The organism is Mesorhizobium sp. L103C131B0, assembly GCF_000502275.1.
In the GTDB taxonomy this organism is placed as follows: Bacteria; Pseudomonadota; Alphaproteobacteria; order Rhizobiales; family Rhizobiaceae; genus Mesorhizobium.
This window is the reverse complement of sequence record NZ_AYXC01000002.1, coordinates 74,295-96,257: the sequence shown is the minus strand read 5'-3', so window position 1 is coordinate 96,257 and position 21,963 is coordinate 74,295. Positions and strand designations below refer to the sequence as shown.

16 protein-coding genes and 1 tRNA gene are annotated in these 21,963 nt (G+C 61.9%); 7 read left to right on the top strand and 10 right to left on the bottom strand.

Annotated elements, in window-relative coordinates:
* The first annotated feature begins 21 nt into the window (after window positions 1-21).
* Window positions 22-702, top strand: a complete 681-nt coding sequence (locus X730_RS160705; RefSeq protein WP_023688489.1) for a DsbA family protein — start codon at window positions 22-24, stop codon at window positions 700-702.
* Window positions 703-708: 6 nt separating this feature from the next.
* Here X730_RS160705 and X730_RS160710 read toward each other — a convergent pair whose 3' ends face one another.
* Entirely contained in the window at window positions 709-1,143 is a 435-nt protein-coding gene (locus X730_RS160710; RefSeq protein WP_023682515.1) for a hypothetical protein, read from the bottom strand.
* Window positions 1,144-1,747: 604 nt separating this feature from the next.
* Here X730_RS160710 and X730_RS160715 point away from each other — a divergent pair.
* Complete coding sequence (locus X730_RS160715; protein ID WP_023825564.1) at window positions 1,748-3,634, top strand: ABC transporter ATP-binding protein/permease; 1,887 nt, start codon at window positions 1,748-1,750, stop codon at window positions 3,632-3,634.
* 289 nt (window positions 3,635-3,923) lie between these two features.
* Complete coding sequence (mgtE, locus tag X730_RS160720) at window positions 3,924-5,291, top strand: magnesium transporter (protein ID WP_023825563.1); 1,368 nt, start codon at window positions 3,924-3,926, stop codon at window positions 5,289-5,291.
* 73 nt (window positions 5,292-5,364) lie between these two features.
* Here mgtE and gor read toward each other — a convergent pair whose 3' ends face one another.
* From gor to rpiA, 3 genes are all read right to left on the bottom strand, one after another.
* Window positions 5,365-6,756, bottom strand: coding sequence for a glutathione-disulfide reductase (gor, locus tag X730_RS160725; protein ID WP_023825562.1), 1,392 nt, complete (start codon window positions 6,754-6,756; stop codon window positions 5,365-5,367).
* Between the two features lie 124 nt (window positions 6,757-6,880).
* Window positions 6,881-7,516, bottom strand: coding sequence for a DUF2059 domain-containing protein (locus tag X730_RS160730; protein WP_023820740.1), 636 nt, complete (start codon window positions 7,514-7,516; stop codon window positions 6,881-6,883).
* The gene (rpiA, locus tag X730_RS160735; protein WP_023825561.1) at window positions 7,503-8,234 is read right to left on the bottom strand and encodes a ribose-5-phosphate isomerase RpiA; all 732 of its coding nucleotides are present in this window, start codon (window positions 8,232-8,234) and stop codon (window positions 7,503-7,505) included. Before rpiA ends, X730_RS160730 begins: the two co-directional genes overlap by 14 nt.
* Window positions 8,235-8,389: 155 nt before the next feature.
* Here rpiA and X730_RS160740 point away from each other — a divergent pair, with 155 nt between their 5' ends.
* The 3 genes from X730_RS160740 to X730_RS160750 all read left to right on the top strand — a co-directional run bounded on the left by X730_RS160740 (window position 8,390) and on the right by X730_RS160750 (window position 10,070).
* Complete coding sequence (locus X730_RS160740; protein ID WP_023825560.1) at window positions 8,390-9,073, top strand: phosphoglycolate phosphatase; 684 nt, start codon at window positions 8,390-8,392, stop codon at window positions 9,071-9,073.
* A 127-nt stretch (window positions 9,074-9,200) separates the two neighbouring features.
* Window positions 9,201-9,275 (top strand) — tRNA-Val (locus tag X730_RS160745).
* Between the two features lie 126 nt (window positions 9,276-9,401).
* Window positions 9,402-10,070, top strand: coding sequence for a hypothetical protein (locus tag X730_RS160750; RefSeq protein WP_023825559.1), 669 nt, complete (start codon window positions 9,402-9,404; stop codon window positions 10,068-10,070).
* Window positions 10,071-10,236: 166 nt separating this feature from the next.
* On the opposite strand, the gene X730_RS160755 is transcribed toward X730_RS160750, so the two are convergent.
* The 4 genes from X730_RS160755 to X730_RS1000000165145 form a co-directional block, all read right to left on the bottom strand.
* Window positions 10,237-10,713: a TIGR02391 family protein gene (locus X730_RS160755; protein WP_023825558.1), complete on the bottom strand. Its 477-nt coding sequence runs from the start codon at window positions 10,711-10,713 to the stop codon at window positions 10,237-10,239.
* Window positions 10,710-11,384 carry a DUF5343 domain-containing protein gene (locus X730_RS160760; RefSeq protein ID WP_023825557.1) on the bottom strand — a complete coding sequence of 225 codons (675 nt, stop codon included), beginning with the start codon at window positions 11,382-11,384 and terminating at the stop codon, window positions 10,710-10,712. Before X730_RS160760 ends, X730_RS160755 begins: the two co-directional genes overlap by 4 nt.
* Before the next feature lie 311 nt (window positions 11,385-11,695).
* Window positions 11,696-11,968: a hypothetical protein gene (locus tag X730_RS1000000165150; RefSeq protein ID WP_155922395.1), complete on the bottom strand. Its 273-nt coding sequence runs from the start codon at window positions 11,966-11,968 to the stop codon at window positions 11,696-11,698.
* Between the two features lie 247 nt (window positions 11,969-12,215).
* Complete coding sequence (locus X730_RS1000000165145; RefSeq protein WP_023825555.1) at window positions 12,216-14,480, bottom strand: DNA/RNA non-specific endonuclease; 2,265 nt, start codon at window positions 14,478-14,480, stop codon at window positions 12,216-12,218.
* Window positions 14,481-14,988: 508 nt separating this feature from the next.
* On the opposite strand from X730_RS1000000165145, the gene X730_RS160765 reads away from it, so the two are divergent.
* On the top strand, window positions 14,989-15,675 hold the full coding sequence (locus X730_RS160765) for a Crp/Fnr family transcriptional regulator (RefSeq protein WP_023668987.1): 687 nt from the start codon (window positions 14,989-14,991) through the stop codon (window positions 15,673-15,675).
* A gap of 29 nt (window positions 15,676-15,704) precedes the next feature.
* Here the strand turns inward: X730_RS160765 and X730_RS160770 are convergent, their stop codons facing one another.
* Window positions 15,705-20,027, bottom strand: a complete 4,323-nt coding sequence (locus X730_RS160770) for a cytochrome P450 (RefSeq protein ID WP_023825554.1) — start codon at window positions 20,025-20,027, stop codon at window positions 15,705-15,707.
* 129 nt (window positions 20,028-20,156) lie between these two features.
* Complete coding sequence (locus X730_RS160775; protein ID WP_023825553.1) at window positions 20,157-21,929, bottom strand: adenylate/guanylate cyclase domain-containing protein; 1,773 nt, start codon at window positions 21,927-21,929, stop codon at window positions 20,157-20,159.
* Between the last annotated feature and the right edge of the window lie 34 nt (window positions 21,930-21,963).

Below are 21,963 nucleotides of genomic sequence, written 5' to 3'. Positions count from 1 at the left end.
GTTCGGCTGCAGGAGATCAAGATGAGCGATGACAATTCCATTACCGTCGACGTGGTTTCCGACGTCGTCTGCCCCTGGTGCTTCGTCGGCCAGAAGCGGCTGGATAAAGCGATTGCCGCTGCCGGCGACGTTGAGGTTCATGTGCGCTGGCGGCCGTTCCAGCTCGACCCGACCATCCCGCCCGAGGGCAAGGACCGGCGCGAATACATGCTGGCCAAATTCGGCAGCGACGAGCGCATCCGTCAGATGCATGCCCGCGTAGAGCCGCTCGGCGAAGCCGAAGGCATCGATTTCGCTTTCGACGCCATCAAGGTCGCCGCCAACACGCTGGACGCGCATCGTGTCATCCGCTGGGCCGGTGCCGCCGGTGAAGCCGTGCAGAACCGGCTCGTGCGCCGGCTGTTCCAACTGTATTTCGAGAAAGGCGGCAATATTGGCGACCACGCCGTGCTGATCGATGCCGCCCGCGAGGCCGGCATGGACGCTGCCGTGGTCGAAACGCTCCTGCCGACCGATGCCGACGTCGAGGAGGTGCGCACAGAAATCGCCACGGCATCGCGGATGGGGATCACTGGCGTGCCGTGCTTCCTGCTCGAAGGCAAATACGCCGTCATGGGCGCGCAGGACGCCGACACGCTGACTGATGCCATCCGCCAAGTCGCGGCCGCAAAGGCCAAGGGCGAGCTGGAAAAGGCCGGCTGACCGAAGTTATTTCACCGTCACCTTGGCTTTGCTGAGGAAGAAGCCATGCCCGTTGCTGCCCGTGCAGGTCAGTCCCTTGGTTGACGACTGGCAGGTAAACGGCCCTTTGCTCCAGCTGTTGCCATAGGCCAGCTTCGCGACATCGCTGCAGCAGCCCTGCTCTCCCGGATTCTTGATCAATGTCGCCGGGCCGTTCGGCCCAAGGATCACGGTGACGTAGCTGGGCTCGACGCGCGAACAGCTCAGTTCCGGACCGCCATCCTGTGGTTCGTAGGTGCTGGTGCCGCCCTTCGGCGTGTAGATGCAGCCGATGTTGCCGGACGGAGCATTGAACTCGATTTGCCCTTCGGCGCTTGCCGGAATGGTCTGGCTGACGGCATGCGCAAGAGGCAGCCAGGCAAAGAGCGTCACCATTGCGGGAACGGCTGCGCGTGCAAGCATTGGGGAGCTTCCTTGTTGGGGACCGGACATGCATCGGTGCCGACAGTGCCCGGCAAGGTTCATTCCAGTGCGCTTGATTGTCAAACGGTGTTGAGCTGCAGCTAAAAAGCGCGTGCCCCCTCATGAACAGTCGCTTTACAGGAGCGACGATCTTGCGTGCCCAACCGTGATGGCCGGTGAAATGATTCGGGCGACCTGGGGCGATCACGGACGGCAATTTTTCGGGCGATCCGGTTAGCGCGCGGTGGGAAAACCGGCCGACGGGCAGGCCTTTTGGTCACAAAGCCGTGTATGAGCCTTCCCTCAGGGAATATTTTCGCACATCTGAGCGTTCTCGCAACACATTGAAACAAAGGACAAATTCGGCCCAAAGACGGCGGTCTCGCAGCACCAACTGTTGCCTCATGGCAACGGGGGTGGGCTGCCTCACATTCGCCGGCATAAAATTCATAGAAAATGATCAATTGGTGTTACTATCCGTAACAAAACTAAAAAAGGTTTGGGCGGGATTGTGATTCGGGTCGACAGACCGCGACGTTCAATATCGGCACTTTGGAACCGCGACGCCCCCGCCGGGCCGTCGCCCCTGACGCCAGTATCATCGATGCGGACCTTCTGGGGACTGATGCGGGCCTACTGGTTCTCGGACCGGTGGAGAGAGGCCTGGGCTCTTACCGTCGTCCTCGCACTCATCATAGCCCTGTCGAGCAAGGCCGACGTCTGGTTTACCGTGTTGGCGGGCGAACTGGCAGCCTCAATCGCTTTTTTTCACGACGCCGCGAATACCACGCCCCTTGAATCGGTGCTTACCAATGCCGGCCTGCTTGTGCTGCTGGTCGTGTTCAAGGACATGGGAATCATAGGCGCCTGCAAATTTGTATCGGCGACATTGCATCGCAAATGGCGCGCCTGGTTGAACGCGCGTTTCAATGCGGCGCTGCTCGATACCAACCATACGCACTACCACGCTCAGAATGGCTCGCCAGATGTGGCTGCGCCCGACAACATCGATCAGCGCTTGCAGGAATCGATCAAAGACATGGCGGGCGGCGCCATCGGGCTTGCCCAAGGTGTCTTCGGCGTCTTCACCTCACTTTATTTTGTCGGCGGCGCTTTGCTGGCGAATTCCGTGGAGGTAAAAGGCCTGGATGCCCTCGGCAGCTATGGCAGCGCCGTCCTCGCTCTGCTGGCGGTTGCCATCTATGTGCCCGTCAATACCTGGATCGCGATCAAACTCGGCGGAATGCTGGAGTGGCTCAATGTCAGGATGCAGAAGGCCGAAGGCACCTATCGCAGCGAGCTGATCACCTTGTTGCGCCGCAGTTTCCATGTGTCGGCGTCGCAAGGCGAAGACGTGCAAAAGACGATACATGGACGGCTCTATCTGGATATCGATACCACCTGGTCGAAGCTCAACATCGTCAACACCCTCTATGCGGGATTCGAATCGGTCTATAATTTCGTCGGGGCCAAAGTTGTCGCCTACGGACCTGGTCTGGTGCCGTTCATCCACAACGGCGTCGACCTCAAGGGCTACATAACCGGTTCCGAGCAGGTCAACGCGCTGATCAGCAAATGTTCCTGGTTCATCCATGTCATGCCGAGTCTCGCCACCTTGCGGGCCAACAGCCAGCGCGTCATTGAATTGGCGCACGCCATTGAAAACGTCCAACAGCCGCAGGAATTCTACAGCCAGACCGGCCGTTCCGATTTCCACTATGCCAGCCAGAACCCGGTCTTCGGCCTGACCATCCAGAAGCTTGAACTGGCGCATCAGGGTGAAGACGCCACGCCGTTCCTGAGCGCAGCCAATCTGCGCTTTCGGCGCGGCGAGTGGGCATTCCTCAAGGGCGAATCCGGCTGCGGCAAGACTTCGCTGATCAAGGCGATCAACGGCTTGTGGCCTTATGGCCGCGGCACCATCGTCTTCCCTGACGGTGTGAGGAGCTTCTATGCCGCCCAGGAGGTCAAGCTGCAGCAGGTGTCGCTGAAGCAGCTGGTGTGCCTGCCCGGCTCCGAGGACGACTATGGCGATGCGCAGGTCGCGGCAGCCCTGCACAAGGCCGGCCTTGGCGATTTCATCGAACACATGGCCGATGAAAGCCGCGAGGGAAAGATCTGGGACCAGCTGCTGTCCGGCGGCCAGAAGCAGAAGCTGGTGGTGGCCCGCATCGTGCTGCAGCAACCGGGACTGCTGTTCCTCGACGAAGCGACCGGCGCGCTCGATCCGGATGGCAAGATCGCCTTCCACCAGGCCATCAAGGACAACTGTCCCGATGTCACGGTGATCAGCATCATGCATGAGGCGGTGGCGCCACGCTCGGCCTCGGGCGAGGAATTCTACCACAGCGTGGTCGCGATCGCCGACGGCGTCGCCACCAAGAGGCCGCTTGTTCCGAACCTTCCGCGCGAGCTCACCACCATCCTTACGCAGCCGCGGCCGGTCGAGGACAAATGGATGCGTTTTTCACGCCGGCTGAAGCAGAAATAGCAGCCACGCCGAAGCGCGTTCCGCCACTGGCGGCGGGGCACTCGCTCCCTCCCCCTTCAATAATCATCACAGTCTCGCGATTGGGCGGCTCCCGGCTGTTTTCCGCCACCCCCGCGATTGACTCGCCAAGATGCGCTCCTATGTTGCGCCCGCTCGCTGAATTCCAACTCGAACCCGCGAGCAGAAAGGTCACCGCGCCATGCCTGGCGACAGTAGTCGAACGCAACCGCCGTCCGCCTCGATGTGACCTCTAACGGCTCACGTCCCGCCGGACGGCAAGGAGTGAGCCATGAACGAATTTACCCCCGTCGTAGCAAGCGACGATGCCGTCGCTATCGCGCGTATCCTTGCCAATGATTACGTCGCCGATGTCGTCGAGGCCCTGAACCGGGAATCTCGCGATACCGCGATAGAACTGCTTTGCGAAATGCCGTTCGAGCGGCTGGTCGAGATCTTCGACCAGCCTGAACTCGACGGCGCCTCCGATCTGGCCGAGGCGCTGCCGCGCGCCAAAGCGTGCAAGCTCCTGACCGCCATGTCGGTCGACCGCGCCGCCGATATCCTGCGCGAACTGGACGAACCGGCGAGCTCCGAGCTGCTCGGCGGGTTGGTCCCGCCGCTGCGGGCAACGCTGCTTTCCATTCTCGGCTATCCCGAAGGCAGCGCCGCCTCGATCATGACGACCGAATTCGTCAGCGTGCCGTCGGACTGGTCCGTCGGGCGCACGCTCGACTACATCCGCAAGGTGGAGCGGACGCGGGAGACCGTCTACGCCATCTACATCGTCGATCCAGACACGCATGTGCTGGTGCGCTCGACCGGCCTGCGCCGGCTGATCACCGGCGAGCCGGACGATCCGATCCTGTCGGTGGCGCCGGATCGCGCCCCGGTGACGGTGACGCCGCTGACCGATCGCGAGACACTGGCGCAGACGATCTCCAAATATGACCTGCTCGCGGTTCCCGTCGTCGACGACGGCAAGATCCTCGGCATCGTCACCATCGACGACATCATCGACATCATGATCGAGGAGACGACCGAGGACGCGCACCGTTTCGGCGGCATGGAGGCGCTCGACGAGCCCTACATGAAGATGAGCTTTCTCGCGATGATCAAGAAGCGCGGCGGCTGGCTGTGCGCGCTGTTCATCTCGGAGATGCTGACCGCCAACGCCATGCAAAGCTATGAAGGCGAACTGGAGAAGGCGATCGTGCTCACTCTGTTCATTCCGCTGATCATGAGCTCGGGCGGCAATTCCGGTTCGCAGGCGACCTCGCTCGTCATTCGCGCGCTGGCGCTGCGCGAGATCGGCCTTCGTGACTGGTGGCGGGTGGCGTTGCGCGAATTGCCAACCGGCCTGGTACTCGGCGCCATGCTTGGCGTGGTCGGCATCTGCCGCATCGCGCTCTGGCAGTATATGGGCTTCTACGATTATGGGCCGCATTGGCCGCTGATCGCGGCGACCGTGGGGGCAGCCCTTGTCGGTATCGTCACCTTCGGCTCGCTGTCGGGGTCGATGCTGCCGTTCGCGCTGAAACGGATCGGCTTCGATCCGGCGAGCGCCTCGGCGCCGTTCGTCGCCACGCTGGTCGATGTCACCGGCCTGGTGATCTATTTCTCGGTGGCGCTGGTCATCCTGCGCGGCACTTTGTTGTAATAAGCTTCAGGCCTCCCATCGCGGTGGCACAGCGGCTGCCATGGGGGGTTCTTCAAGATCGAGCGCGCGGGCGTCAATCGACCCGCACGCCGTTCTTCACGCGGTAGGTGGGCTTGTACATGGTGACCAGTTCCTCCGCTGCCGTCGGGTGGACGGCCATGGTGCGGTCGAAATCATCCTTGGTGACGCCGGCCTTCAGCGGAATGCCGAGCAACTGCGCCATCTCGCCGGCGTCCGGCCCGAGGATGTGCGCGCCGAGCACTTTTCGCGTGGCGCCATCGACCACCAGCTTCGTCAGCATCCTTTCGTCGCGGCCCGACAGCGTGTGCCGCATCGGCCGGAATGTGGCGCGGTAGATTTCGATATCGGCGTAGCGCTTGACGGCATCGTCCTCGGACAGCCCGACGGTGCCGATCTCCGGCTGTGAGAAGACGGCGGTCGGAATGGTGTCGTGGTCGGGCGCGGTCGGATTGCCCTTGAATGCGGTCTCGATGAAACACATGGCCTCGTGGATCGCCACCGGCGTCAACTGCACGCGGTTGGTGACGTCGCCGATCGCCCAGATGTTGTCGATGTTGGTGCGGGAATATTCGTCGACAACGATGGCGCCGGTTATGCCGAGCTCGATACCGACGCCTTCCAGGCCCATATTCTCAGTGTTTGGGAGGCGGCCGATGGCGAGCATGACCTGGTCGATCGTCAGTACCTTGCCGCCGGTGACCAACGCATCCAGCCTGCCGTCCGGCCGTTTGCGGACCCATTCCGACACGGCGTGGCAGAGGATCTTGATCCCCTTCTTTTCCATGGTTTCGTGCAGCATGTGCCGCAGGTCCATGTCGAAGCGTGACAGTATCTCCTTGCCGCGATAGACCAGCGTGGTGTCGACGCCCAAGCCATGGAAGATATTGGCGAATTCGACGGCGATGTAGCCTCCGCCCTCGATCATGATCGCCTTCGGCAGTTGCTTGAGGTCGAAAACCTCATTGGAAAAGATGCAATGCTCGTGACCGGGCAGCGCCGGGTGCGGCGCCGGCCGGCCGCCGGTGGCGATCAGGATCTGGTCGGCGGTGACGGTGCGGTCATCGCCCAGGAGATGCACGACATGCGGGTCGACCAGCATGGCGCGCGAGTGGAACGTCTCGCCGCCGGCGCCTTTCACGTTCTTTTCGTAGATCGCTTCCAGACGGGCAATCTCGCGGTCCTTGTTGGCGACCAGCGTCGGCCAGTCGAAGCTCGCCTCCGGCACCGTCCAGCCATAGCCGGCGGCGTCGGCAAAATGCTCGGGAAATTGCGAGGCATAGACATAGAGTTTTTTCGGCACGCAGCCACGGATGACGCAGGTGCCGCCATAGCGGTATTCCTCCGCGATGCCGACACGCTTGCCGAGCGCTGCCGCCACGCGCGCCGCTCTCACCCCGCCGGAGCCGCCGCCGATCACGAAGAGATCGTAGTCGTAACCGCCCATGCTGCTGTTCCTTGCCTCAAGAAATGTTTGAGACAGGTAGGCCGCATGAAGCCAAAAGAAAAGCCCGGTTTCCACCGGGCTTTCTGGTCCAGCGGCAAGGATGCCGGTGGCGAAATCAGACGTCTTAGTTCTTCGGCGCTTCCGGCTGGTCACCGTCTGCGGGCGCATCGCCGTCGGCAGGTGCAGCGCCATCGGCAGGTGCAGCGCCATCGGCGGGGGCAGTTGCGTTATCCGGCGCAGGCGCGGCCGGAGCAGCGGCCTTCGCGGCGGCTGCCAGCGTTTCGCCGACCTGCTGGGCGAGATCGCGCGCCAGACCGTTCTGCCAGATGTCGGCGGCCTTGACCAGTTCGCGCGTCACGTTGGGGCCGTTGTCGAGAAGCTTCTTGCCGGCATCGGAATTGTAGAAGGCGGCGATGTCGGTGAGATCCTTCTCGGAGAACACCTTGGCATAGGCGAGCGCTGCTTCCTTCTCCAGATCGGCACGGCGCGAGGCCAGCGCCAGTGCCTTCTCGCTGACGGTCTTGCCGATCAGCTCCTGCATATCAGGGTTCTTCTGGATGAGCTGCTGCTCGAGCGAGGCCGCCGCTTGCGGCAGGATGTTGTCGAACGAGTCGGTCGCGTGGATTGCCGTGACCGCCGCCCGTGCCGCCTTCAGATGCGATTCCGTGATCTCCTGCGAGAACGCCGGGGAAGAGAAGGCGAAAACGGCCGAAGCCGCCAGAACGGCGCAAAGATTGCGAACCCGGTTATGCAACATCATGATCGGTAGAACTCCCTGGTTTTCGGGCGGCATGGACGGTTTGGATGCCGTCGCCGCCGGCGATGATGGCCGCTGACGCCAGCCCGATGAAAAGACCATGCTCGACCACACCAGGAATGGCATGGAGAGCATTCGAAAGCGCTCTTGTATCCGGAATGCGGCCAAAAGATGCATCGAGGATAAAATGGCCGCCGTCTGTAACAAAAGGCTGGCCCCCCGTCATCCTCAATGTAACCGGGCCGGAAAGGCCGAGACTTTTGGCCGTTGCCGCGACCGCGATTTCGGTGGCGCGCAGGCCAAATTGGTTGACTTCGATCGGCAAGGGAAACCGGCCAAGGGTGTCGACCATCTTCGAGCGATCGGCAATGACGATCATGCGCTGAGATGCCGCTGCGACGATCTTCTCGCGCAGCAGCGCGCCGCCGCCGCCCTTGATCAGCGTCAGCGCCGCGTCGATCTCGTCGGCGCCGTCGACGGTAAGGTCGAGCTCGGGCGTTTCCTCAAGCGTCGACAGCGGCACGCCAAGTTCGCGGCAAAGGGCTGCAGTGCGCTCCGACGTCGGCACGCCGATGACGGTCAAGCCCGTGGCGATCTTTTCGGCCAGCAGCCGCACGAATTCGTCGGCCGTGGTCCCGGTGCCGATGCCGAGCCGCATGCCGTCGCTGACATGGGCAAGGGCAGCCCGCGCGGCCTCGACTTTCAACTGCCTCGCATCCATGCTCGCCCCAGGGGTTTGGCTTGGTTCTGATTTTTCTGGATGCGCGCTCCTAGCACTTTTGCCCGCAGGGTCAAAGACTTTGGCTCGCACCGGCTTGCCTGAAAGAAGCGCAGCCGCTATCGCCTGCCTGCAATGCATCAGCCACAGGACAGGCCATGACCCAACCGATCATCGTGTTCGACCTCGACGGGACGCTGATCGACACGGCGCCGGACCTGCTCGACAGCCTCAACCACAGCCTTGCCGCCAGCGAGCTTGCCGCTGTCGACGAGGCCGGCTTCCGGCGTTTTGTCGGCCAGGGCGGACGGGTGATGATCGAGCGCGCGCATACCGCGCAGCAGAAGTCGCTGGCGGTGGAGGAGCACGACCGGCTGCTCAAGCTGTTCCTAGACCACTACACGCTCAACATCCCCGGCAAGTCCCGCCCCTACCCCGGCGTGGTCGAGGCGATCGCCCGCTTCGAGAAGGCCGGCTACCTGCTTGCCATCTGCACCAACAAATATGAGGCGAATTCGAAAGCGCTGATCGGGGCGCTCGGCCTGACAAAGCATTTCGCCGCGATCGCCGGCCAGGACACGTTCGCCTTCCGCAAGCCCGACCCGCGCCATCTGACCGAGACCATCCGGCTCGCCGGCGGTGACCCGCACCATGCGCTGATGGTCGGCGATTCGCAGACCGACATCGACACGGCCAAGGCCGCCGGCATTCCCGTGGTTGCCGTCGATTTCGGCTACACCGACCGCCATGTCAGGGAATTCGAGCCGTCGGCGGTGATTTCGCATTTCGACGCGCTGACTCTCGACCTGGCGGAACGGCTGATTGCAGCGGCGGCCGGCTGAGCGAAACGGGGATTCCGCGGCAGCGCCTGTCCTCGGCTATTTCAGGCACAGAAGGCCGGCGCATCGCCTTGACTTCACAACCCTGCCTCCCTTATATCGCGGCTCGCTTGGCCTTCGGGCAACGAGCGGGCGATTAGCTCAGCGGGAGAGCACACCCTTCACACGGGTGGGGTCGCAGGTTCAATCCCTGCATCGCCCACCATCTACCTTCCTGAATTGCTATCTAATCAGGATTTTGACACCTTGGCTATTTTGGGCGACTGGCGCGCAAAATGTCGCTTGTCGCTAATGACCTGCCGTCCGACGGTTTTCAACCTCAGAGGTTTGTATGGGCCGCGTCAAAGAAATGTGGATGGAGGAACAGCAAGCCGCTGACGACTCTGACTACGAGTATTGGCACTACCTTAGAAACTATGTTCCGAACGAACCAGCGCAGCGGTACACGCATTCCGGTCAGCAACTTGATGAACTCGCGGAAGATGCGCGTCATCTCGATAGCTACCCTGCATTCCACAGGATGATGCTCGTGCAGCGCGTCGCCATGGTTGAAGCATACCTTGCCGACCGCCTCATTACCCTGGTGACGAACTTTCCGGATGTGGCGAAGAAGCTGGTACTTGGTCACCACCCGCTCAAGGGGCAATCATTCCCGCTTGAGGCGATTGTCGCCAATCCAGGACTAGTGACGGAGAAAATAACGTCGTACCTCAAAAGCCTAATGTACCACGAATTGGGACTCGTTGCGAAGCTCTACAGGGTCGCCTTGGACGTTGAGATTTTCCCTGACCCTATCTCCGAAAGAGTGATGAAAGACGCCATGGTGAACCGCCACCACTGTGTCCACCGCGATGGAAAGGACAATAGCGGGAACGTTCTGACCGCGATCGACGCCGCTTACGTCGCACAGGCTCGTGAAAGCTTCATCTTAATGGTTGAGCACATTGAACAACAATGTGACCCGTTGATCAGGAAGCTACCCCGTTACCGTTCGGCTTAGCGCGGAATCTTGGCCAGATGAACTCGACGCTCCCAGGCTCTCCGGTCGCACCATTCGGAAGGAGCGGTTGGGGGGGTGCTGTAGGCACGAGTGTAAAGGGGGCGCATTGCGTATCGAGGCGCTGCGCACCTTCATCTTCATCGTGTCGCCAGCCAAGGGGAGTAAACTAGGGCGCCTTCCGGGCATCCAGCCTGCGCATAAGCACCGACGCCAACGATAGGTGGTCAAGGCACAGGTCAATCGGGTCCACCAGGATATCGTGGGCGCGCGGGTTGCGGATGCCTGACATGGACCCCGCGAACATGTGCCGGAAACCGAGTTGTTCATCCTTGTCGCTGGCCGTAACAAGGTCGGTGAGTTGGATTCTCGGATTCCTCTCAGTGAACGCAGCCATCATCAGGTTGAAGCCGCTGTCTTGGACGCCGGACAGGGTTTTGACCTTGTTATCCAGGAATTTGAGAGCCTCGAAGGTAGCTTGTGAAAAGTGTCCGTCGTCGAAGAGCTTTTTCGATGCCGTCGCTACCTCTGGGTGAATATTGCGCTCATCAAAGGGATGGCCGCTTCGACTTTCCGCAGCCTGAGTCTGGCTAACGTTCTTGGTCGCGCGAGCAACCCGCTCAAAAATCTCAAGCGCAATGCTCATGGAAACAGGTTGGCCCGAATGCTCTTGAAGATGGCGTCATAGGTCTCCTGCGTGCCTTCGGCGGGTAGGTTAATCTCGATACGCACAGTCAGCGCCACGTCGCCCTTCTGTCCCTTCAGGACCGTGGCAACTGGCGGGTCCTGCACAATCTCTTCAGATTTACCGGTAGCAGCCTTCGCTGGCCTCTTAGGAGCCTGGATTCTTCTAGGAGATGCGGGTTTCGGTTTCCCAGGCGGCGCTTCCTCGATGTGATGACCGGATAGCTCCCGCAATGCTGCGAACACACCGGCCTGCCGACTTCCGATGATGTCGCTGGTCTTGTCAGCGCTGCGGAAGTAGCCAATCAGGGCGTCACGGCTCATGGTCCAAGCATCATCGCCGCGTATTGAGAAAAGGTCGGAATATGCCGCCTTTACCATCTCGCCGAAAGCCGCATGAAATTCTTCTTCATTATGCTTCGTCAGCGCTTCATGCCCAGCGTCGGTACGTTTGCCCTCACTGTCTATCAGACCAAGAAACTGAAGCACGTTGATGACGTAGCTCTCATTGTTTGAGGCGAGACCGAGCTTCTTCACGGTGTCTGCGGTGACGGTGGCCGGAAAATTCTTGCGCAAAAACCCAATCATCTGGGTAACGTTGCCTGCGCCGGATATATACGGATGGTTCGCCATCTTAACCCCTCAAGTAAATATCGGCGCCAAACTCTGCCGACTCTGGCGTGCGGTCAATGTTGGGAGGGGGTTATTCGTCTGAAAACTCTCAGTATTCACAAGTCTTCGCCGCGGAAGTCCTGCAATGAAGCCTGGCGAAGGCCTTCTTCGCCGCTTATGTGCTTGATCGCCCCGACCCAAGCCCGGCTGCGCCCTGGGTCGCTGATCGCTTCATGCCCTTCGGCGCGGTGCCCACGTGACCCTTCCTTAACAAGCGGCGCGAATCACCCACCATTTTTCCCAAGGATATCACGCTCCAAGCGTGAAACGGCTTAGCAGCTACAACTCGCCCCCTCACCCCCAAAATTCTTCTGCGCGAAGTTCAGCGCGCTTGAGTAGCTCGTATAGCTCTGGAACTGGCAGACATCGGAGCCGTTGCGCACCTTCATCTGCTCGAGATCCCAGAACGAAACCTCGATGTGATCGTTGGCGCAATAGACCGTGTATTTTTCAGGCTCCAGGGCGCTGGCTTTCTGCAGCGGCATGGAGACGGCGGGAATGGAAAGTGCTGCAAGTGCAAGCATGACGGCGTGGCGCGTGCGCATGTAAACCCCTTGAGTGAAACCGGCCCGTATTATCGCCGCTATTTTGAAGCGCTGCATCACGGCTTTTTGACGAACGACTTCTTTCCGGTGCCCGGCTCGCCGTCAGCTATGTGCTGATCCAGATCTCCGCTGTGTTGGCGCTAATTGGTACCGCTCGGGGGCGCGTGGCCGGCAGCAGGGAGGTCGGCTTGGATTGCGTCCATTCGGTCATGGTGTTCCCTGCAAGGCATCGCAGCGCCGCGCGAGCCTAAGCCTTCTTCTTTCGTCTCCGTGATCCCGCCCGCATTGCAATTTCGCCGCCACGAACCGTTTCGTACTGGTCGGCGTCGATCAGCGACTGGTCGAAGCTGACGCCGGTCATTTCGGAGATTTCGGTCAGCGGGTACATGGCGCCGATGAACTCGTCGGAGACGGCAAACTCCAACTCCGTGTCCGACAGATCCTGTTCGAGCACGAAGCCGTAGCTGGCGATGCCGTCACTGACGCGGGCGACCACCACCTTCCAGAAGCGGCGCGGCACCGGCGCGCGAAGGCTGGTGCCTTTGGGACCCTTGCCGGCAAAGGTCCGGTCGTCTTTGGCGAGGACCGGCCCGGCGAAGACGCAAAGCCGCTCGCTCGCCGCCTCCGACAGGACGTGGTTCTCAAGATCGCCCCAGTTCTTCTCGCCGCTGTCGGAGCGGTTGTAGCCTTCGACCTGGGGCGAGCAGTTGGTGACATGGAAGGAACAGACATTGCCCCTGAGCAGCAACTCGAAGGTGCTGCCCCAGGCCACGTCATCGCGCCTGACGATATGGCCCTTGTCGAAGGCGCCCTGATCCTGGGTGTAGAAGACGTCGGGGATCTGATACTTGTCGTCGAGCCGCAGATCCGGGAACCAGCGCTCGCTGAACAGGCCGCCGCGCGAATAGTTGCGGCCCTTTTCCGGCTCGCGCAGATTGCTCTCCTCGGTGACGTTGGAGGCGGTGAACAGCGCCAGCCGCCGCTTGGCGTGCATCTTGAGCGAAAAATTCTGGTAGTCGAGTTGCGTGCCGCCGGCCTTGAGCGGCGCCAGCACGGAGAGGTCGGTGGCCTCAGGCATCGGCACAACGACCGGCGCGAGTTTAGTGCCGCCAGAGAGAAATTTCTCGTCGTAGCCCTTATAGCCGGCATAGTCCGCGACCGTTTTGGGAACGAATGCGCCGCCTGGAGGGGTCGGCTTGGCCGCTTCGAGATCGACCGATTCCGTGACCGCTTCATGGCCAGGAGTTGCGCCGAGCGAGACGGTGATGCGCAACGGCACTTCGAAGGTGACGCTGCCGCCTGGCGAAACGACGACGCCTCCCGATGAAGGCGTCTGGGTGGCGACGCCTGGGATCTGCTTGACGCCGCCGACTTCAACCAGGTTTACGCCCTCGGCCGGCGACCCACTATCCGCCTTGTTCCACCATGCGCCCCAATCGTTGGGGCCGCCGCTGGCGGCGCCGGCGAAATTGAGGCCGAGGTCGACGACACGCTGGTCATTGGCCAGCGCGCCGGTGGGCACGGCGTAGTTGCGCTCGAGATAGCGGCCGGCGAAATGCAGCGCCACGACCTCGCCGGTGGCGAGGTTGATCATGGCGGTGCCGGAGTTGCCGCCAGTGGTCGAGCAATCATGTGTCGCCGCGCTGACGATCTTGCCGAAACTCTCCGTATCGAAGCCGCCCTGCAGCATGCCCGGTTGCAGGCGCTTGACCTGGAAACGATTGCGCATGAGCTCGTTCTGGACATCGACCGCGTTGCGATTGTCGAACGCGGGATAGCCGATGGCGACGACTTCCTGGCGCAGCATATCGCGCGCGTCGGCGACCGCGAGCGACAGCGGCGTGATGTTGTCGGGCAGGCCTTCGACTTCGAGGATCGCCATGTCCCAATAGGGATGGATCATCCGGACATTGCGGATCTTGAAGACGTTTCCTGCCGCCGAATCGCGCTTGAAGTCGATGCCGGCGGCGCGGCCGTTGATGAATTGCAGATTGCGGTCGCCAAGGCCGTCCGCAAATATCTGCGCCACATGACGGTTGGTCATCAGCAGGTTGCGGCCGACAACGAAGCCCGTGCCGCCGTAAGGGATATTGGTGTTCCACAACAGTTCGATGCGCCCGATCGCCGGCAGGGCGGCTTCGATGCGCTGCTTCAATGCGGCCTCGCTGGTAAGCTTCGTCCACAGCGAATGGCCAGGTGTCGGAGCGCCGTCGAAAGTCAGCGTCGTAAAGGTGCCATCCTTGATGTCATAGACCGGCCGCAACTCCGGGATGATTATGGCTTCCAGATCGGAAAGCTGCTCGGGCGCGACTTCGGCGCCCCGCGCGAGGCTCTCCATGCCAGCGCGCGCCGATTCAAACGCCGCCTCCGTCTTGCCGGCTTCCGCAGGCGCAAGGGATTCCAGGGCGCCGCCTGCCATCGTCTCCATGTTGCCGAGGACTGATTCAGTCCCCTCGCCCCCGGTGACGAGATCGAGATATTGACGGATTCGCTGCTCTCTGCTGACCGGCATAGTCGCCCCCCAAAGGTTCTGTCGAAGTAAAGAAGTGTATTGCCCCATTTTAGACTGGTGCAATTCTGACCGGCAGGCAAGGAAACAAATCAACTCGCGTCGAAGATGACCGAAGCGCAACGTCGGCATGTCTCTTTGCCGCAGTCGCTCGCGCGATGTATGACGCTCGCATTATTTCAGCGATGCCGTATGTGATCTCCGTCACAGACGCTCACGCTGTTTGCGCCCACCTATCGCAACGGTGGAAGGGCCATTGCGGCCGCTCGGTTTTACAGAAATTTTATCACCTATCCATTTTTATCAGTTGGCGCCTGCACGCGCGGCTCCTCTCGCCGCGCGTGCAGGCGGCTTTCCGCCCGGCACGAGCCAGGCACTGGGCGCGACCACTGCGCCAAGCCTTTACAAGGCGTAATCGCAAGGGATGAACGCCGGCCTTTGACGCGGTGCACTCTTGCCTTAGACTTCGGCCCTTAAACTTCGCCGATTGCGGCAATTGGGAATTTGGAACATGGCTTTTGGCGGCCCAAACGACAGAAACGATCTGCCGCGCTTGGCACGCATCGATCCAAAGCTGTTCGATATCCTGTTCAGCGGCTGCAAGGTCGAGCGCTACGCCGCCGGCCAGCATCTGTTCGTCCAGGAAGATGCCGCCGACCGGATCTACGGGGTGATGAGCGGCACGGTGGAAATCTCGATCTATTCGCCTGGCGGGCAGAAGCTGGTGGCCAATATCGAGCTGTCGCGCAGCCTCGTCGGCGAGATCGGCGCGCTTGACGGGCGGCCACGCACCGCCACCGCCATCTGCCTGACCGCTTGCGAGCTGGTTTCGCTCAGCAGGACACAACTCTTTGATCGCATTGAGAGAAATCCACCGCTGGCACGCGCGATGATCGAACTTCTGTGCGCCCGGCTGCGCTGGGTCAGCGGCGAACTCGGCGACCAGGCCTTCTTCGGCATCGAGGCGAGGCTCGCCAAACGCCTGGTCTTCCTGGCCAAGGTGATGGCCGACAGCGCCGGCTGGATCCCGATCTCGCAATCGGAACTCGGAGAGTTCCTCGGCGCCACGCGCGAGTCCGTCAACAAGACGCTCAACGACTGGCGCAACCGCTCGTTCATTGCCATCAAACGCGGCGGCCTGCGCATCACCGACACCGGGGCGCTGCGCCATATCGCCGAATCGCAGGACGACGACTGACGCCGATCCCGAATAGCCCCGGCTAAGACTCAGAGCCGCGAAATCAGGTAGCGCAGCGCCGAGCGGCTGGGCATGAAGAAGTATCCACCACCTTTGGTGGTGACGAATTGCGGCATGTCACGGAGCGTCGTGACCTTTTCCCATGACGGAATGGTGAACCTGCCATCACCGCTGCGCGAACCAATCGTCGGGTCCTTTTCAGCGACGAGGCCCTGGAACGTGGCCGACGAAACCCAGGTCTGCTGAATGAATTCGTACTGGCGCTCTATGTCGGCGTTGAGGCACATGAACAGCAGCCCTTTTTCGACCTTGCCATTCTTGCCGTCCTGCTTCTCATAGGTACGGCCGACCCGCAGGATACGATGGCGCTTGCCGATATTGATCTGCGTATCGCGGTCCTCACCCAGCGAGTCGCGTGGGTTGGAACGGCGAATGTGGGCACCAAGCGGGCAGCGATGGCCTTGCGGATCCTCGGCGCCAGCGGCGAAGTTGTTGTCGATGACGCGTCCCGGATGATCGGGGTTGCGCACCAGCGAGCTACCGTTCTGCCAGCGGCCGAGCATCTTGGCGGCAATCCAGTCTTGCGTGATGGCTTGGTTGCCGAGTTGGCTCGCGACCAAGGCTGCAGCCTTTTTGCAGTAGTTGTTGAAGACGTCGACGTGCTGCTCGAACTGGCGAATAACCAGGAATGAACCGTTGCGCCCGAAATCGCGCGGCGGTGGCGGCAGGCCCGGAATCAGCCGGCTACGGCGCACCTGCGAAAGGATTCCAGTCCGATCGCGTGATGCGCTTACCGAGGGCGAGGCTGGATAGAACCCATGCTCATCACGATAGCCGAACAGGAACTCGCCGGGCGCGACCAGATGCATGGGCGCGGCGCCCCTGCTGGCGCGGGTCGTGCCCCGGACAATCGGCTGCGAAATCCCGTCCGCGAAACCGAAATGCTCGTAGGCTGGCCCACGTTCCGACCGATCGTCACGCTTTGCCCCGTCGGACGATTTCGTCTTCGTGTCGGTCGGACCCCGGTTTACGGCGAGCGGCAGTTCGGCAACGACCTTCATGCCTGCACCGGTCGTCTTTCGTCTCACGGTGGCAATCTCGGTCTTCAACCGTCCCGGGTCTTCAGCATAGCAGACGATGACCAGGTCCACAGGGTTCTCCAGCGACCCCCACTCCCATTCGTCCGGGCCGTCGCGGCCTCGGTCGTCCAGTATGCGCCCACGCTCGGGGTTGCCCATGCCATGGCGAAAGGCGATCGGAAATGTTTCCAGTGGATCGCCCTCCACACCCTCGTCGAGCCCAAACTGCCGCAGGCCACCGGGACCAAAGGCGACTATCATAGCGCGCCCGGCGGGCCTGCCTTCGCCGAAACTCGTCTGCTCGACAACGAAATCGAGCCAGGCTCTGCGCTTGGGCGCCGGCAACTTGTCCGGCACCCGGATCGCAAGCATATGCGAATAAGCGAGCGGGCCGAGCGGGCCGAAGAAGATGGACTGGATCTCGCCGGTTTCCAGCTGCTGTTCGAGAGGCGCCGGAAAGGCAGAGCTGATATTGGCCAGCAGCGAAGTGGTCTTTTGAACGGTGGTTGTTTCGCTCGCCGGGCGCCGTAGCGAACCGAACAAGCTCAGCCAGTCGCGCGCCTCGTTGCCGACGGCGGAAGCAATGCCGCGCCTGACCCGGGAATTGATCCGGATGCGCTCTGTGTTGATTTGCGGATAGGCGGAGTACCAGAACAGGGCCGGCACCTGCTGGCGCCGCGCCCAGCGCTTGAAACGATCGCCGTCGCGCGCGCCGTCCAGGAACAGCCATCGTGTGCGTGGATAGCCCACGGTGTTGCTCCACACGCCGGTCAGGCCAGCGGACGCCTTGGCGATGAAGTCCTCAAGATAGCTTTCCCAGCTGCCGCCGTAGTTGGAGAAGAACATCAATCGGTTGGAGCCGGGCAGCAGTATCCAGCGGGCGAAATGGATGGTGTTGATGGTGTTGAGGAAGCCTGGCTTGAATACCTTCTGGGCAGCTATCGAGATCAGGTAGAAAGAAAACCTGAGCGCCAGCCGCCGCAGAATGCCGGCCTTCATCGTCGAAATCGCAGTCAGATGGTTTTGTGCCGCGTGGCCCTCCTTGACGAGTATCGCGTTCAATTCAGATATGCCGATTGATGTGCTTTCCGGCCGATCCCTGTCCTCGCGGCGTCGCAGCGCCAGCAAGCACGAAAACGCCAGCAGCGCCGCTGCCACCAACACTCCAAGTCCCGACAACAGAAGTGAGGTGATTGCTACGGCTATGGCGGTGAAGGAGATTTCCTGGGAACTGATGTCGATAGATCTGCCGAACACCACACCGTAGGTCATGTACCAGCAAGCAGCCCAGATGATCGCCACCGTGACGAAGACCGGTGGTACCAGCAACGTCGTCATCAGGGCACGGCCCCAATGACCCGGCGGCTTTTCCAGCAGGCTCTCGGCCGGCTCGAACGCCCAGGCAAACGTCCCTAATGACTGGACATGCTGGCGAACTTCAGCGAGCACGGCGGGAGCGTTGCCGGCGCCTTTGCGTGGCCGCTCGACGATGTCGCGCACGGCTTCGAAAAGCTGCTGCTCGGCCTTGATACGCTGGACCGAGTGCCCCGGCGTGCCCGAAAACACCAGTCCGGCATTGCTGCCGAAGGACGGCGATATGTCGACATTGTGCTTGCGCAGGAAATCGTTCAATGCGCCGCCATCGCGCAGATCGCAGACATCCTTGAAGATCGGCCGCAGCCGGTGCCCGATGGCGTGCGTGACCGCATCGATGACATCGTCGATGCTGCCGTCACCGGAAATCTCGAGAACCAGAGCTCCTTTTTCCTGACCGGAATCAGCGCCGATCTCGCCGGTGCCGACCACGGTCAGGCTGGTGAAGTGGACGGTGCCGGCAATGTCGAGCGCGGTGCGGATATCTTCGACGGCCGGGTTGCCGAGGCTGGCAACCTTGTCGCGGACAGCATCCAGCGACGCGGATCGGGTGACCGGGCAGACCACCGTCACCATGGACTGCGTTACGGTGCGGCAGAGTTCTGCCCGTTCGAAATCGACCTTGAGGGTTTCGGGATAGGCGCCGATGCGGGTCATCCGCCCGGCCTTGCCGGGCATGCGGCGCACGCCCTGCTTCTGGAACAGGGCGCGCAGGCTTTCGCCGATCTGGATCCTGGCAATCTCGGCGCCGATGCACTGATGAATGCCGTGGCCGAACACCATGTAGTCGCGATGCGGGCGCGATGTGTCGAACTGGTCCGGGTTCTGCACGGCGTCGGCATCGAACATCGCCGACAGCGTCGCCGGCATCACCACCGTGCCGGCCTTCACCAGGCGCTCGCGGCGCGTACCCTTGCCGATGATCGCGTCGCGGGCCGTGTAGCGCCAGGGGCCGACCCAGATCGGCTTGAAGCGCATGGCTTCAAGGACGGCCCTGTCGAGCTTGGCGGTATCGTTTTCGGCCAATGCGGCATCGATAGCCTGCCGTGCGTCGGGCCGCGACAGGATCACGTCGAGGCAATTTCCGGCGGCCAGCACATTGGTCGGGACGAAGCCGGCGATCATGCCCAGCATGATCGAATTGAGGTCGTCCCGCGACAGGCGGCCCTGATCCATCTGGACAACCAGCCTCGCCAGCGGTTGCTCGGCCTTCAAGCCCCGGTCCCTGGCCGACTGGATGGAGCGATCGATGACTTTGAGAAGACGGTCGCCCGCCACCACCGCGAGTTCGCGCATGACGGGGCTCGCCGTCGGGTCCGAAAAGAACAGCGCACTCAGCGCGATCGCCCAGTCGGCGAATTCGGATTCATCGTCGATCTCGACGCCGAAATAATCTCGACAGATGTGCACCGGGACGATCTTCATCAACCTGGAGATCGCATCGAAGCCGGGGCTGGCGCGCGTCATGATCTCTTGCGAATGACGCGCCGCGATCGGCCTGACGGCGGCTTCGACCTCGGCCGGCGGGAATGCACTCAGCACCGACGATTTCATGCGCCGGTAGTCGGCGCCGTCCTGCATGCCGAGGATGAAGTTCGATCCGCGGGCAAGCTCGGTCATTTCCGGGCCGTATGGGGTCTGGAATTCGTCGCCGCGCTCCAATATGTCGCGGACATCGGCGTTCTTGGTGACCACCAGAACACCGAAGAGCTTGCCGGTCGGGCGGATGCGCCGCAACAGGGAAAGCGCCCAGCGGGGGTCTTCGGCCAGAGACCCGACGATGCGCGCAATCAGCCCTGTCTTGCGGATCCGGCCGAGATCGAACGGCGGAATTTCCGACAGCGGGCGCTGGTTTTTCTGGGCCGCGCGAATAGCGTCGAAATACTTCAGTTCGGTCATGCGCGTTCAAGCCCCCCGGCTATCCACGTTATTGCGATGCCGGCCGTTCAACGCCTAGGTTTGCATCGGTTGCACGTATGTGAATCTTTTCACAGTTGGTCCATGTTCCAGCCAGCATTGACGCCATGTTCATTTGGCCAGTCGGAAATTGGCGACGAGGATCTCGTTCGCGGCCTTGTCGGTGAACGGTATCCAGCGCACACGCTGTTCTGAAAAATCGGGATGCCGGGTGGTGAAAATGGTCATCTCGCGCCGCGCCTGTTCCGGCCGGCCGCTTCGCATCAGCGCGCCGATCTTCAGGAACCTGGAATAAAAATAGCCGGGAGACAGGTTGAGCGAGCGGTCGGCAGCAGCGATCGCCGCAGGCCAGTTCTCGACCAGACAATAGGCCGCCGTCAGTTCCCCCAGATTGTGGAAGCGGTAGAGGTCGAACGGGCTCAATCGCTCGGTATCGAGAAAGAACGGTATCGCTGACGCGGCATTGCCGAGCAGCAGCTGGGCGCTGCCCATGGCCGAGCGCGCGAAGGCAAAGCTCGGATTGATGTGGATCGCTTCCTCGAGATGGTCGACGGCCGACCGCGGTTCGCCGCGCATGATGTCGACGGCGCCGAGATGGGCGTGCGGGCGCGCATCCAGGCTGTCCACCAGCAACGCCTTGCGGGCAAACTGCTCGACCTTGTTCAAATCGTCGCTGTCGCCGAAACGCAGCCATGCCCGCCAGAAATACCACCACGCCAGTTCGTTGAGCACGGCGCTCGAGTTGGCGTCCTCGCGGTAGGCCTTCTGGAAGAACTCGAGTGCGGTTTCGGTGTCGCCGCGGGTGCGCCGGTTCATGTGCCAGCGGCCCCGTCGCACCAGTTGCCAGGTCTCCAGGCTTTCCCAGGGAACCTGGAAGGTGCGTGCCTGTTCCGCCCGGTCGACCTCCTTGTCGAGGATCGAAACGATCTCAGCGCCGATCTGGTCGCGCAGGTTAAAGATGTCGACCAGATCGCGATCGAAGCGCTGCGACCACACCAGCCGCCCGTTGGACGCGTCGGCCAGCGAGGTGTTGAGGCGGATCTGGCCACCATTGCGCATCAGCGTGCCGCTGACGATGTAGCGCGCGCCGAGCGCGTTGCCGATCACCCGCGTGCCCAGCGTGTCGTCGCGGAACTGGAAGCTGGAGCCCTTGGCGATGACCGAGAGCCATCTGGTGTTGGAAAGACCATAGATGATGTCCTCGGCGATGCCGTCGGCCATGTAGCCGATGTCATGCTCGCCGCCATCGGCGTGGAAGGGCAGGACTGCGATCGCCGGCGGCCCCTTGGACGACAGCTTCTGCTGCGCATTGGCCTGGGGAATGGCGGCGAACGACGCCGCCGGCGAGGATCCGTTGCCACTGCGGCCGGCGATCAGAACGCGCACCGGCAAGGCGATGTTCTTCAGCATGAATTCGCCGAGATCGGTGAATTCGGCCGCCGTCTTGTCCTTCACATGGTGCCAGGTCGTCTCCGAAACGGCGAGACCGTCGCCCGGCGCGAATTCCTGGAGTCTCGCGGCGATGTTGACGTCGTCGCCGTAGAGGCGTCCACCACGCACGATGACGTCGCCGGTGTTGATGCCGGCCCGAAACGGCATGCGCATGTCGTCGGCAACCTCGGCGTTGAGGGCGACGATGCGGCCCTGGAAATCAAAGGCCGCGCGCAACGCCTCGATCGGATTGCCGAACTCGGCCATGATGCTGTCGCCGGCGTCGCCGAACGTGCGGCCGCCAAATGTGCCACAGCTGTCGGCGATGATGTCGCGCCGTTCCTCGAATGCCGCGACAGCAGACTCGTCGTCGATGCCCATCAGCCGGGAGAACCCGACGGCATCGATAGAAATGATTGTCGCCAGCTGACGGGTGTAGTTCCGTACAGCCATGTTCGAGCCCCCGCTCCCTTTCTGGTTCTGGTCC